The organism is Paenibacillus sp. A3M_27_13, from assembly GCF_024213315.1.
Classification (GTDB): domain Bacteria; phylum Bacillota; class Bacilli; order Paenibacillales; family Paenibacillaceae; genus Paenibacillus; species Paenibacillus polymyxa_B.
Map to the genome: position 1 here is coordinate 223,547 of NZ_JANAVE010000002.1, position 14,921 is coordinate 238,467.

Here is a 14,921-nt window from a genome sequence, read left to right on the forward strand (position 1 = left end):
ACCCTATGGATCTGGATTTTGATGCATTTGAAATTCTATCGGCAGAAGAGGAACGCGTCATTGCGGAGATGAATCAGACTGCAAAGCTTTATGAGGATCATGTTACGATTCCTGATTTGTTTGCCCGTCAGGTCGCAATCACACCACAGCAAACCGCTATTTATGAATACGGCTCCTCCATTACGTATGCCCAATTGGAGGAACAAGCGAACCGAATGGCCCGCCTGCTGCACGCAGCAGGTGTGCGGCCTAACCAGCGGGTAGCAGTGGTAGCGGAACGGGGAATTGAGCTTTTAGTGGCTGTTTTCGGCGTATTAAAAGCAGGTGCAGCCTACGTGCCTATTGACCCGGACTACCCGAAAAAGCGGATTCAATATATGCTGCGCGACAGTGCTTGCGGTGTGCTGATCACCGAGTCTGCCAAGCTGCAAACGATGCTGGGAGATTTGCCGGAGAGCATGACGACGGTTGTTTGTCTTGACGAAACGAAGATGCGAGCAGATCGTCTGACGGTGTATCAGCGGTCGGATTGGGAGCGCCAGGAGCAGGGCTCATGGGCGTGTCCTGCCAGTGAAAATGATCTTGCGTATTTGATTTACACCTCAGGCTCTACGGGAGATCCCAAAGGAGTCATGATGACGCATAAAGCTGTGCTGAATACGCTCTTTTGGTTGCAGGATACCTTTTGTTTGACCGCAGAAGATGTGATTGCGCAGAAGACTTCTGCCAGTTTTACCGATTCGGTATGGGAATTCTTCTGGCCTCTGATATACGGAGCCAAGCTGTCTATATTCAGCTCGGATGCGGTCAAAGATCCTCAACGGCTATATGAACAGCTACGGGATGACAAGATTACCATTACCCAGTTCGTTCCGGCCCAGATGAGTCTCTTTCTGGATGCGGTTCCGACCGAAGAGACGGATCATCCGCTACCGGAACTTAAATGGGTATTCAATGGAGGCGAAGCCTTACTCGTCAATGGGGTGCGGGACTGGTATAGCACATTCCAGCAAGCCAAGATTGCCAACATTTACGGTATGACCGAGTCGGCTATTTATGCAACCTGTTACCTGATTGACGCATCTCCGGCAGAGGGAGAATTGAGCATTCCGTTGGGAAGGCCCCTTGCGAACATGCATGTTTATATTTTGGACAAGGAGGGGCAGTTGTGCCCCTTTGAGGTCAAAGGCGAAATATGCATCGGCGGGATTGGTCTGACGGAGGGGTACTGGAATAAGGCAGAGGCAACTGCCAAGGCTTTTACTCAGCATCCCAAAACAGGAGAAAGGCTATATCGTACAGGTGATTTGGGCCTGTTACGGCCGGATGGCATTCTAGAGTATAGCGGCCGCAAGGATGATCAGGTACAGGTGCGGGGGTATCGCGTAGAACTCAAAGAAGTGGAGCGGGCCGTATCCGTTTTTCCAGGGATCAAGGAAACCGCTGTGATTGCCCAAACGGATGAGTTTGGTGTAACCAATCTCTTATGTTATTTTACTTCGCTGGAAAAAGGGCTCGAAGTGGATGATCTGACAACACACTTGCGTGAAATATTACCTGAGTATATGATTCCGGGATTTTTCATGGAACTGCTGGAGATGCCGTTAACTCCGAACGGGAAGATTGATCGCAAAAATCTGCCACAGCCGGAGGGCCGAGTTCACCGTTCAACCGCATATGTGGCGCCTCGCAATGAAAGAGAGCATATGCTGACGAAAATCTGGGCCGGAATTTTAAATATAAGCCCGGAGGACGTCGGCATCCATGACAGCTTTTTTGAAATCGGCGGCAATTCCATCTCGATTGTTCGGCTTCATCGAAAGATGAAGCACGCACTGGGCAGTGAGGCAACAGTAGCCGAGCTGTTTTCCTATCCTACGATTGCAGCGTATATGAATCACTTTGAAAATCAGTCCAAGGATGACGAACAGCTGGATCAGGATCTTATGAGCCTGCTGGATCAAATTGAAGATGGCTCACTGGATGTAAGCGAGTCTATACGGGCGCTGGACCATCTGAAGGAGGGATAACATATGAAACGGGTTCAGAAGTATTTGCTAGCTCAGGTTGCTGCAAAACATCTCTCCAAGATAGAAGCTCTGCCGATGCTAAAAGAGCTATTCGAAAATGAGGCCAAAACGGTGAAGGTTGATGATATTGCCGTGGTTGGGATGGCCTGTCGTTTTCCGGGCGCAAATGGAACAGATGAGTTTTGGGATAATCTTGTGAACAGCATGGATGCCGTGAGGGACTTCCCGGAAAGCCGCAAGGCTGACGTGGACCAGCCTATTCGGGACTATTTTAAAGGTAAACGATATGCGCCGGAGATCAAGTATCGCAGAGGAGCCTATTTGGACCATATTGATCGTTTTGATGCGGAATATTTTAACATTACTCCCGCAGAAGCCCGGTGTATGGACCCTTTGCAGCGCATTTTCCTTGAAGTTACCTGGGAAGCACTGGAGGATGCCGGCTATGCCGAAAAGGAATTGTACGGCTCACGAACCGGGGTATACGTAGGGGATACGGATGCCGATTACTTGCAACTGATTCAGAACATGGAACCGTATGCCTTACCCGGCAATACCATTTCAGTCGTAGCCAGTCGGGTGGCCTACTTGCTGAATCTCGCCAGCGGCAGCCATCTGATTGATACCGCCTGCTCGGCATCTTTGGCTGCTGTGCATCATGCGGTCAAAGGACTGATTACTGGCGATTGTGACATGGCTGTAGCCGGCGGGCTGAACCTGACCCTGTTTCCTGTAGATGAAGGACTGGTCGATATCGGCATTGCTTCTCCCGACTCTGTTGCGCGCACCTTCGATGCCGCAGCGAATGGGACGGTATGGGGCGAGGGATTCGGGGTCATCGTACTGAAGACGCTGGAAAAGGCTAAAAAGGATCGGGACCATATCTACGCTGTCATTAAAGGCAGCTCCATGAATTCGGACGGAAAGTCCAACGGCATTACCGCGCCAAGTGCCTTGGCTCAGACGGAGCTAATGAAGGAAGCTTGGCGTAATGCGGGTATCTCTCCGGAAACGGTAACCTACATTGAGGCTCACGGTACAGGAACTCGTCTAGGTGACCCAATTGAGATTGAAGGCATTACCAACGCCTTCCGCAGCTACACGGACAAGCGGCATTTTTGTGCCTTGGGCGCGGTGAAAACGAACATAGGTCATCTGGACACCGCAGCCGGTATTGCAGGTCTAATCAAAACAGTGCTGTTATTGCAAAAGAAGGAGATTCCGGCAACCCTCCATTTTAACGAGCCGAATCCGCACATTAATTTCATTGAATCGCCTGTGTATGTGAATACAGAGTTGGTTCCATGGGAGACGGAGGCAGGAGTGCCACGGCGGGCAGGAGTAAGTGCTTTTGGTCTAGCAGGAACTAACTGTCATGTCATATTGGAGGAATATGAGCAGGACGAGCAGAGCCAGTCCGCCAGTGGAGAAAACGTACCGTATGTATTTACGTTGTCTGCCAAGAGTAAAGCTTCCTTTGATGCTTTGGTTGACCGTTATCGTACGTTTTTGGATCGCACGGCTCATGCGCTGCCAGATATTTGTTTTACAAGCAATCAGGGACGGGGGCACTATGCTTATCGGCTTGCGATTGTAGCTACAAGTCTTGAAGAATTGAAGGAAGGGCTGGAGCGTTTTGCAAATGCAGATGAAGCTGCACGTCCAGCTTTAGCGGGAGAGGGGATATATTATACCCGCCTAACGACCCGTGAGGAGAAAAGCTTCAAGGTACAGCCTGACACCAGCCTAGATCGGGTTGTGGATGAATATATGCAAGGTAGCGAGATCAATTGGACAGCTCTGCATGATTTGGATCAAAGACATCGTGTTCCTTTACCTGTATATCCATTTGCAGGCAAACGACATTGGGTGAATTATATCCCGGAGCATGCGATGGAGCATAAAACAGATTCCCCAGCCTTGAGATCGGTACCGGAGAAGCAGGTTGACCAGTGGTTCTATGAACTGAATTGGGTAGCCAGTCCGTTGACGGCTTCTGCCTCCCAAGAACGGTCGGTTACCAGCAAGTCATGGCTTATTCTGGCGGATGAAGAAGGCGTAGCTGCTTCACTAAGCGAGTTTATGAAGGATCAAGGACTCACACCTATTATCGTAGAGGCTGCATCTGATTATGCTGCCATAGATCCGAGCCATTATCAGATTCGTCCCGGCTATGCGGAGGATTATAACAGGCTGCTTGCAGCCGTGACCGAGGTTGAGACGCGAGGGGGAGCAGAGCTTTCTGGTATCGTCCACTTGTGGACCTGCACCGAAATTCGCAGTCGCATGCGACAACTCGATGATTTGAATGAAAGTCAGGAGCAAGGGGCTTTAAGTCTTTTTTATTTGATGAAGGCTGTTCAGGCAAGCTCGATTCATCGCCTGTTGGAAATCAAAGTCGTCTCGAACTACGCACAGCTGGTCGTAGCGGAGGATACATATGTGTTCCCGGAAAAAGCGCCTCTGTGGGGATTGATGAAGGTCATCTCGCAGGAATATAGTCAGCATCGTTGTAGCTGTATGGATGTAGAAACGATCGGACGTGACAATTCCGACATTGCTCAGGAAATCATGCTGGAATTGGATCGGGACGAAGCAGATCAAAGTTCAGCATGGCGAAGCGGTCAGCGGTATACGCAGCAGCTGGAACGGATGCAGCTTACAGCTCATCCACATCGGAAGATTACAATCCGTGAGGGTGGCGTCTATCTGATTGCCGGGGGAGCCGGTTCAGTTGGACTGGAAACCTGCCGCTATCTTGCCCGGCAGGCGAAGGTTAAGCTCGTGCTGGTGAACCGTACTGTGCTTCCGGACCGGGAAAGCTGGCAGGAACGAGCTGCGGGGCTGGATACCTCTGAAATTACGAAGAAAATCCGTGGACTGTTGGAGATTGAAAAGCTCGGCTCCGAGGTGAGCTACTATGCGGCAGATATCACGGATCTGGATGCAATGAAGAAGGTCGTGGATGATGTGCATGCACGTTATGGCCCGATTCATGGGGTCATGAATGCCGCGATGCATTTGGAGGAAATTCGTCTGGAGCAGATGGATGCAGCGGGGTTCCAGCGAACCATGGGAGCCAAGGTAATAGGAACATGGGTGTTAAACGAGGTGACTAAGGATCAAACGCTGGACTTCTGGATTCTTTTCTCGTCAGTGGCTTCGCAGCTGGGAGGTGTAGGCTTGGGTAGCTACGCTGCTGCAAATGCATTTCTGGATCAGTATGCCCACTATCAGAGCCGTCGTGGCATGGAGATGATGGCGATCAACTGGTCGCATCTGGAGATGGGGGCTACATCGGACGAGCTGATGGATCAACGGATGTTATCTCAGCCGATTTCGTCGGAGGACTATGGCAAGCTGTTTGATCGGCTTTTGCAATATAAACTGACCCAAACGGTCATTGCCAACATTCGCAGCCAGGAGCTGGCTCAAGTGTTGACGCTGCTCAAGGTCCGCTTTTCCCCAGACTTAACAAAGGAAATTACAGAGCAAGCGCAGGGGCACAACGATCAAGAATCTGAAGCCTACAGTCATCTGCTGGAGTCCTATCAAGAGCTGAAGCAGTTCATTACCTCTAATGAAGCGCTGAACGATATGATCCAGCGAAATGTGAAACTGGGTGCTAAATTTGTCTCCTTCGAGGAAGAGCTGTTTCGTACGCTACAGCCCAAGTCGGAGGCTACGGACACTGGAGTGCACATGAACTCTCACATTCAAGTGACCTTGATCGGCCGTGATGGAGATGCGTATTCGAAAACAGAACGGCAGCTAGGTCAGATTTGGGGCGAGGTACTGGGGCATGAGGAAATTAGCATACACCAGGACTTTTTTGAAAATGGAGATTCGCTGATGCTGATGAGTGTCATTGCTAAAATTAAAGACCAGCTGGCCATAGATGTACCGATTCAGGTCTTTTTTCAGGAGCCAACGGTGGCCGGGCTGGGAAGCTGGATAGATGAATCCAATCGTGTCGATTCCGAGGAATCCGATATCATTCCGGTATTACCACGTCATTTTGCTGAGGCTGAACAATAAAGCGGCTTTGTGTTGGGCTAACAGGTGAGGAGTGAAGGAACATGTTATTCTGCGGACTGAAATTAACGCATGATGGTAGTGTGGCCTTGATTGAGGATAACAAGCTTATTTTCAGCTACGAGGTTGAAAAATTCAATAACAACAAACGCTACAGCGAAATTCCTGATTTGGATTTTGTCGAGGAAGTGCTTAACCTGCATGGCTATACCTCGGCAGATGTGGATCGGTTTGTCATCGACGGCTGGGCCGGATTGAAGGAAAGTAAGGTGGATACGCGTTCCCATGGACAGGAGCTGTCTCTCACGGTTGCACCTTACCGCGAAGTATCGCTATCAGCCGACGCGCTCCAAGCCTATTCGGGCATTGGTCTTGCCATTGGCGGAAGAACCTACGACTATACCAGCTATATGCATTCAACCACACATATCGCCAGCACCTATTGTGCAAGTCCTTATGCGGTGACCAAGGAGCCGTCTTACGCGCTTGTGTACGATGGCGGCATGTATCCGCGTTTTTATTACTTTGATCCAGCGAACGGAAAATTAGAAAATCTGGGTCCTCTCTTCATGTACATTGGCAACATTTATTCACTGTTTTCGCTGCACTTTGAGCCATTTCTGCGCGGAGGGCAAGGACCACGTGTGGATGATCTTTCGGTAGCGGGCAAGGTCATGGCCTACATTGCCAAGGGACAGGTACGTCCAGAGCTGCTCGAACAGTTTGAATTAACGTATGCACGGCATTTTTCACCCTCGCTGGAGTTTAACTGGACCTTTTCCCAGGAAATCAAGCGATATGTAGATGAGCATCATATTCCGCATGCAGACGCCATGGCGTCTTTCCATCAGTATTTGGAGCAGCTTCTCGTAACCTCGCTGGAGGCGAGTGTGACCAAGCATGGACGGAAAACACGAAACTTTTGCTTTATAGGAGGCTGTTCTCTGAATATCAAATGGAACAGTGCGATTCGGGAAAGCGGATTATTTGACGATGTGTTTGTTTCTCCGTTCACCAACGATACAGGTTCGGCTATTGGTGCTGCCTGTTGTGAAATGATTCATCAGACAGGTCATCCTCATTTGAATTGGTCTGTGTACAGCGGACCCATGGTCATTCAAAATGAGCCAGCAGAAGGCTGGGAATCACGTGCTTGTACGGTAGCACAGCTCGCGGAACTGCTGCATACGACAGATGATCCAGTCGTGGTGCTGCATGATCGGGCGGAACTGGGACCACGTGCATTGGGCAACCGGAGTATACTGGCAGCTGCCGTTCAACCGGATATGAAAGACCGCCTGAATGCCATCAAGCAGCGGGAAGACTATCGTCCGGTCTCACCGATTTGTATGGAGGAGCATGCGCCTGCTATTTTTTCACCGGGAACCCGTGATCCGTATATGCTTTTTGATCATATGTTGCGTGATGAATGGGTGGAACGCATTCCTGCGATCCGTCATCTCGATGGAACGGCACGCCTGCAGACGGTGAGTCGGGAGGATAATCCGCTGATCTATGAATTGCTGCATGCGTACGAGAATTTGAGCGGTATTCCAGTGCTGTGCAATACCAGCGCCAATCTGCTCGGCAGCGGCTTTTTCCCGGATGTACGTTCTGCAACCGAATGGAACGGAACCCGGTATGTCTGGTGCAATGAAACGTTATACGAAAAGCAGTAGCATATCCTCGAATAATGTACAGATGGAGGTTTACACATGGGAGAGAAGCAGACCTATGATCTGTCTCATGGGCAGAAACGGTTCTGGGTTCAGTCCCAGCTGGACGCTCAGAGCAGCGCCTTAAATCAGTCGGTAGCCGTTCGAATCAGACAAGCTGTGAATACCGCGTATTTACAGCAGGCCCTCCATACCATCGTTGAAAGACATTTTATCCTTCGTACAGTGTTCACGGTGGTCGAAGGTGTACCGAAGCAAGTGGTGCTGGAGCAATTGACCTTAAACGTGCCTGTTGTGGATGTATCGGATACAGGGGAAGAAACAGCGTGGGCAGAGGTACAAAAAGAAATACAGACTGTGATGAATCAGCCTTTTGATCTGGAGCAGAGTCCATTATGGCGGGCACAGATCTACATGCTGGCGGCAAACGACTATGTTTTTCATATTTGTATGCACCACATCATTGAAGATGGTTGGTCTATGGATCTGTTTTTTCAAGAACTGTTTCATATTTATCAGGCGTTGGAGCAAGGAACAAGCCCCCATTTGCCAGAATTGCCGATCCAGTATATTGATTATGCACATTGGCAAAATCAGCAGGTGCTTACTGGAAAACTAAGCTCGCAGGAGCAATACTGGAAATCCCGATTGGATGGTGAATTGCCAAGTCTTCAATTGCCTTTGGATTTTCCGCGTCCGACCATCCGAAATGCTCCGGCGGCGGTGGAAAAGGTCATTCTGGATGCGGAATTATGCGCGGGCTTGGAGCGGTTGAACCGCACGTACGGAACCACCATGTTCATGTCGATCGTTGCCAGTCTGAATGTGTTATTAGCCCGGCTTACTCAGCAAGAGGACATTATTATGGGTACTCCTGTGGCGGGACGGAATCAAAAGCAGGTTCGAAACCTGATGGGTTTTTTTGTGAATACTCTCGTGCTGCGGAATCGACTTTCCCGAGACATTTCTTTTTCCCGATTGTTACAACAAGTTAAAGATGAGTGCGCAGGAGCATACGCCCATCAGGACTATCCTTTTGACAAGCTATTGCAGGTATTGAACCGTCCGCGCCGCCTAAATCGTGCCCCACTGTTTGACGTTCTAATTAATTTTGCAGCCGGCTCCAAAAATGAGGAGAACTTCGGGGGAATCCCGATGGAAAGAATCAAGCTGGGAAATGGTGCCGACGCGAACGAGTTTGACTTGACCGTAATTGTGGAATCCGTAAATGACGAATTGGTCATATCGCTTAGCTATGGAACAGATTTGTTTACAGCCTTAACGATGTCCAGGATCGGAGCGTATTTCCGTAACATTATTGCGGGTGCCATTCAGGACCCGGAGCAGTCTGTGTGGAAAATGGATTACATGGGGGCAGAGGAACGCGCGGTCATCCATCGTGTTAATGATACGCAGAAGGTTTATCCGGCTGGAGTCACAATTACGTCTCGTATTCAGGAGCAGACGCTCCGTACCCCTGATGCAGTGGGGGTTCTGGACGGCGACATGGCTGTCACCTATAAGGAGCTGCACCTTCGCTCCAACCAATTGGGACAGCTTTTCAGTCGCTATGGAGTTCGTCCGAACTCGCTGGTTGCCATTATGGGGGATAGGAATGTCCCATTGCTTACCGCTATTTTAGGGATTATGAAGGCTGGTGGTGCCTATGTACCGATTGATCCTGATTATCCGCAATCCCGAATCCAATATATGCTTGACGACAGTTCGTGCCGCGTGCTTGTTACGAATTTACGTTATTTCGGACGGACGTTAGATCATTTGCCAGACTGTATTGAAACTGTCATTTGTCTGGATGAAACGGTATGGGGAGAGTCGGAATGGATCGTTAGACTGCGGGAGATGCGAGGGGATGAGTCTTATTTTATTCCTGTCAAAGCACAAGGGATGTCTACGAATGAGCTGAGTCTGCAAAATATTCCTAATGAAAAAGACCTAGCGTATATCATGTACACATCTGGCTCCACGGGACAGCCCAAAGGGGTGATGATGACCCATAAGGCTGTGCTGAATACGTTATTTTGGTTGCAGGATACCTTTGCTCTGGGAGCAGACGATGTCATCGCGCAGAAGACGTCTACCAGCTTTACAGACTCGGTGTGGGAATGGTTCTGGCCGCTGATGGAGGGAGCCAAATTAACGATTGTACCTGCGGATATCGTCAAAGACCCTGCACAGCTATACCCATTTATGGAGCGGGAAAAAGTGACGGTTACTCAATTTGTTCCTGCGCTCATGAATGTTTTCCTAAGTGCTGTACGAAATGCGGGGGAATCTTATCCATTGCCTGATCTAAAGTGGATTTTTAACGGGGGCGAAGCGCTTCCGGTGAATATCGTGCAGGAATGGTACACTCTTTTTCGCACAGCGAAAATCGCCAATCTATACGGCATGACCGAATCGGCCATCTATGCGACCCAGCATATCATTCAGCACAAGCCGGATGCAGGAACGTTACGTATTCCTCTGGGGCTGCCGATTGCGAATACTCATGTGTATGTGCTGGATCAGGATGGACAGCTTGCCGGATTCCAAGTGCAAGGCGAGATTTGTATCGGCGGGACAGGACTGGCGAGCGGATATTGGGCCAAGCCGGATTTGACAGCCAGAGCCTTCACTACGCATCCGTTGACTGGAGAAAGGCTTTATCGAACGGGAGACTTAGGCTGTCAGACCCCGGACGGGCAATTTCAGTATCTTGGGCGAAAGGACGATCAGGTTCAGGTGCGGGGATTTCGCGTCGAAATGAAGGAAGTTGAGCAGGCGCTGGTCAGTCTTCCATCTATTCGTGAGGCAGCGGTGATTGCACATGTGGAGGAAACGGGATTAACCGGGCTGATCGGCTACTACACATTGCAGTCGCCGGAAATGACGTCAGAAGGGGTACGCGAACATCTAAAAGAACGGCTTCCCGACTATATGGTTCCCGGTCTGTTGGTCCCTCTCGAAGCCATGCCTTTGACCCCACACGGTAAAATCGACCGTAAACATATGCCAAAACCTGAGGGAAGAAGTCTTGCAGGAACAGAATATGTACCTCCAAGGGACGGCATGGAGCAGGAGCTATCCACCATTTGGACAGAAATTTTGGATATAGCGCAAGTGGGTGTACAGGACCCCTTTTTTGCGTTGGGTGGACATTCACTCAAGATGGCAAAAATGATTTACCGGATTCAGGAGCGCTTGCAGGTGAAAGTGACGTTCAAAGAACTTTTTGATCATCAAACCATTCGTGAGCTGGCAGATTTGCTTCGTCAAAAGACCTCTGTTCATGCAGCTTCTATCGAACCGTTGCCTGAGCAGGAGTATTACCCAGTTTCCGCCGCTCAAAGACGATTATTTGTTTTGCATCAATTGGAAGGAGAAAGCCTGAGCAATCACGTGTTCACTGCATGGCATTTGGAAGGCAGTATCCAACGAGAGCAGCTTGAACGTCTGTTTCGAACATTACTGCTCCGGCATGAAGTATTTCGAACGGGCTTTACCCTGCTGGAGGATGAAGTAGTACAGCAGATTCATTCGGATGTAGCTTGGAAAATGGAATATACCGAAGGGACGGCGGCCGATATGCCGCAGATTCAGCAATCATTTTTGCGTCCTTTTGATTTGCAACTGCCCCCGCTTTTACGGGTAATGCTGGTTCGATTAGCGGAGCAGAGCCATGTTCTACTGCTGGATGTGCATCATATTATTTTTGATGGAATTTCTGCGACAGTGCTTATTGATGAGTTTATCTCCCTGATGGAAGGAAGCGCTCTGGAAAAACCGCACATTCAGTATAAAGACTTTGCCGCCTGGCAGCATATACAGCTCAGCGGGGAACATCTGAAAGAACAGGAAGCGTTCTGGCTGAAGATGTTCGACGAACAGCACACTGGAAAGGAAATTCCACTTCTGAATCTGCCGGGAGATTATCCAAGACCAAGACAACGGAGCTTTGCCGGGGGCTCGCTGGAATTTAGTCTGTCGTCAGACTGTGCAACAAGTTTGCGGAAGCTGGCAACGGAGAGTGGTGCCACGTTATTCATGGTTTTGCTTGCAGCATACAATGTATTCTTGTCCCGCTACAGTGGGCAGGAGGACATCGTGGTGGGTACGCCAGTAGCCGGAAGATCGCATGTTCAGCTGGAGCGGATGCTCGGTATGTTCGTAAATACACTTACGTTACGAAATGCTCCCGTACAGGAGAAGACCTTCCGACAGTTTCTGGACGAGGTCAAAGACAATGCGTTGAATGCGTTTGAGCATCAGGATTACCCCTTTGATATGCTCGTCAACCGCTTGCATCTCCAGCGGGATTTGAGTCGTAATCCGCTGTTTGACACGATGTTTCGGCTGCAAAATTTTATGGATGGCAGCAGGGAAGTGCCGGGTTTACAGGTGAAGCCTTATCCGTTGGAAAATCCTTTTGCTTCATTTGATTTGATGCTGACCGTGGTTGAGATGCCGACTGAGAAAGGTGCAAGTAATATTAGCCGTAATGGTCTGCATTGTACCTTTGAATACAGCACGGAACTGTTCCGCGAGCATACGGTTCGCCAGATGGCGCAGCATTTCATAGAGCTGGTGGCCCAACTGACTTCGCAGCCAGACCGCCTCCTGTATGCTGCCAGCCTGCTGACTCCTGCGGAGCAATCACGCATCCTTGTCGACCGCAATGCGACTGAGCTTGCGTTTCCGGCTGACAAGCTGATGCACCACCTGTTCGAAGAACAGGCTGCACGGATGCCGGACGCCATAGCGGTAGAATGTGGGAGCCAGTGTTTGACCTATGGCGAGCTGGATGTCCTGTCCAATCGGGTGGCGAGAACATTGCGCAGCAAAGGAGCGGACGTGAATACGGTGGTTGCCTTGCTGCTGGAACGGTCGGTAGATTTACTGACGGCGATGCTCGGCATTTTAAAGGCAGGTGCTGCCTATTTGCCGATCGACCCCGACTATCCTGCGGCGCGTATTTCCTACATGCTGGAAGAGAGTGAAGCGCATTGGCTTATTAGTCGGGACACACTGCTGGATGGACTGGATTTTAGAGGCGAAGTCATTTCGTTGAATGACGAGAGTATATACCTTCAGGATGGAAAAAGGCTGGAGATCACACAGCCGGGACCCCATGATTTGGCGTATATGATTTTCACCTCAGGCTCGACCGGACGTCCGAAAGGCGTGATGATCCGTCAGGAAGCCATCGTTAACCTGATCTACGGGATTACCGAGCGAATACCGTTTCCTGAAGGTCAAACCTTCTTCTCAGTAACTACTGCCGCATTTGATATTTTTGTATTGGAAACGCTACTGCCTTTGGCGAAGGGGCTACGGGTAGTGTTATCTACGGGAGAAGAGCAGGCGAATGCTGAACTGCTGTTGGAAGCCATTCGCCGAACAGGTCCGCACTTGCTGCAAATAACTCCTTCGCGGCTTCAGCTTTTGCTTATGCACCCGGAAGCAAAAGAGAGTATGCGCACGTTGCAGGTCGTAATGGTGGGAGGCGAGGCTTTACCAGAGTCATTGCTTCGTCAGACGCAGGACGTGACCACTGCGCGCATTTTTAACATGTACGGCCCAACCGAAACTACAGTCTGGTCAACTGTGCAGGAGCTTACCCAGCATGAGCGGGTGAGAGTGGGTACGCCGATAGCGAATACACAAGTATATATTCTGGATGGGCAGCTCCAGCCTGTACCGGATCTTGTAGCGGGTGATCTCTGGATTGGAGGCAAGGGACTTGCATCCGGTTATGACAAGCGCCCTGAGCTGACAGCGGAGAAGTTCAAAGCCAATCCGTTCCGGTCCGGTGAGCGAATGTTTAAGACCGGAGATTTGGCGCGGTGGCTGCCTAACGGTGAGATTGAAGTGTTGGGCCGGATAGATGATCAGATCAAGGTCCGTGGCTATCGGGTGGAGCTGGGGGAAATTGAACAGGCGCTGCTGAATCATCCTTCCATTCGGGAAGCTGTGGTGGTACAGGACCGATCAGATGAACAGGAGAACCACTCCCTTTGTGCCTATTGGGTAGGCCAGCAGACTTTATCAGTGAGTGAGCTACGTAATCATTTGCTTGCCCGACTGCCAGAATATATGGTTCCCTCGCATTTTATTACCTTGTCGGAGATGCCCTTAACGCCGAACGGAAAAGTAAACCGTCGAATGCTGCCCAAGCCGGATCATAGCCGTCCTCTTCTTGGAGTGGAGTATACAGCACCTGCTACAGAGGTGGAAATGCAGGTCAGCCAAATTTGGGAAGAGGTATTGCACAGAAGTGAGCTTGGCATTCACGATAATTTCTTTGAGCTGGGGGGCAATTCGGTTCTGCTCATTCAAATGAATGTTCGTCTTCAGCAAATCTTTCCAGGGAAAATCAGCGTTGCAGACTGCTTTGCCTATCCGACGATTGCGAGACTTTCCGGTTTTCTGGAGCAGCAGCAAGGAGAACAAGCATGGACGGATGCGGAACAGGAACGATATGAGCGTCAGGAGCAATACTGGCGTCTTTACTTGGCTGAATCGCTATCTTTTATTCCGTGGAATGAGGCGATGCGGACAGATGGAGGAGCCGAAGGGCAGGCTACGTTCACCTTTACCTTACCTGCGGACCTGCTGACCACGTTACAGAAAGCAGTCTGGAGTCAGGATTTTGCCCTAACAGACTTGTTACTAGCCGTTTATACGTATGTTTTGTCACAAATGACAGGTCAGTCCGAACTGGTATTGCTCATCGGTGAAGGACACCCATTACCACATAAACAGTTCATACACCATGGACAGTCCTCTTTCCTCGCATCACAACTGACAGGGGAGAGCTTGTATCCGCTACGTGTACGATTGACGGAAAATGATGATTTTAGCGCCCTGTGCATAGAGGTTGCTGGTCATCGTCAAAAAGCGAAAGAGACCGACCTTTACCCGATCCCAGTTATGTTGCCAAATGGGACAGGAAACGCCAATCCATCTGCTTTTCTCCCTTGTGTGTTTTTGAATCATACGCCGGCGGGACATGAGGTGACCCGACAATTTGACTGGGTGCTTCATATGGATGTGCGCGCGGAGCAGGTACGGTTCCTATGCGAATATCAAGCTGGAAAACTGAAGAAGACTTGGGCGGAACAGATGATGAAGGCCTATGTCCACGTACTGCACAAGATTGCAGACCTACTATAAGGAGGAT

At 50.0% G+C, this 14,921-nt stretch carries 4 protein-coding genes; all 4 read left to right on the forward strand.

Annotation, left to right across the window (positions count from 1 at the left end; all coding sequences use genetic code 11):
* Window positions 1–5 precede the first annotated feature (5 nt).
* The 4 genes from NLX82_RS07585 to NLX82_RS07600 are packed head-to-tail and all read left to right on the forward strand — an operon-like array spanning window position 6 to window position 14,914.
* A complete protein-coding gene (locus NLX82_RS07585) occupies window positions 6–2,030 on the forward strand; it encodes a non-ribosomal peptide synthetase (RefSeq protein ID WP_254347700.1) in 2,025 nt (674 codons plus the stop codon).
* Between the two features lie 3 nt (window positions 2,031–2,033).
* The gene (locus NLX82_RS07590) at window positions 2,034–6,068 is read left to right on the forward strand and encodes a type I polyketide synthase (RefSeq protein ID WP_254347701.1); all 4,035 of its coding nucleotides are present in this window, start codon (window positions 2,034–2,036) and stop codon (window positions 6,066–6,068) included.
* A 41-nt stretch (window positions 6,069–6,109) separates the two neighbouring features.
* Window positions 6,110–7,744, forward strand: coding sequence for a carbamoyltransferase N-terminal domain-containing protein (locus NLX82_RS07595; RefSeq protein WP_053324839.1), 1,635 nt, complete (start codon window positions 6,110–6,112; stop codon window positions 7,742–7,744).
* Between the two features lie 36 nt (window positions 7,745–7,780).
* Window positions 7,781–14,914 carry a non-ribosomal peptide synthetase gene (locus NLX82_RS07600; protein ID WP_254347702.1) on the forward strand — a complete coding sequence of 2,378 codons (7,134 nt, stop codon included), beginning with the start codon at window positions 7,781–7,783 and terminating at the stop codon, window positions 14,912–14,914.
* Window positions 14,915–14,921 lie beyond the last annotated feature (7 nt).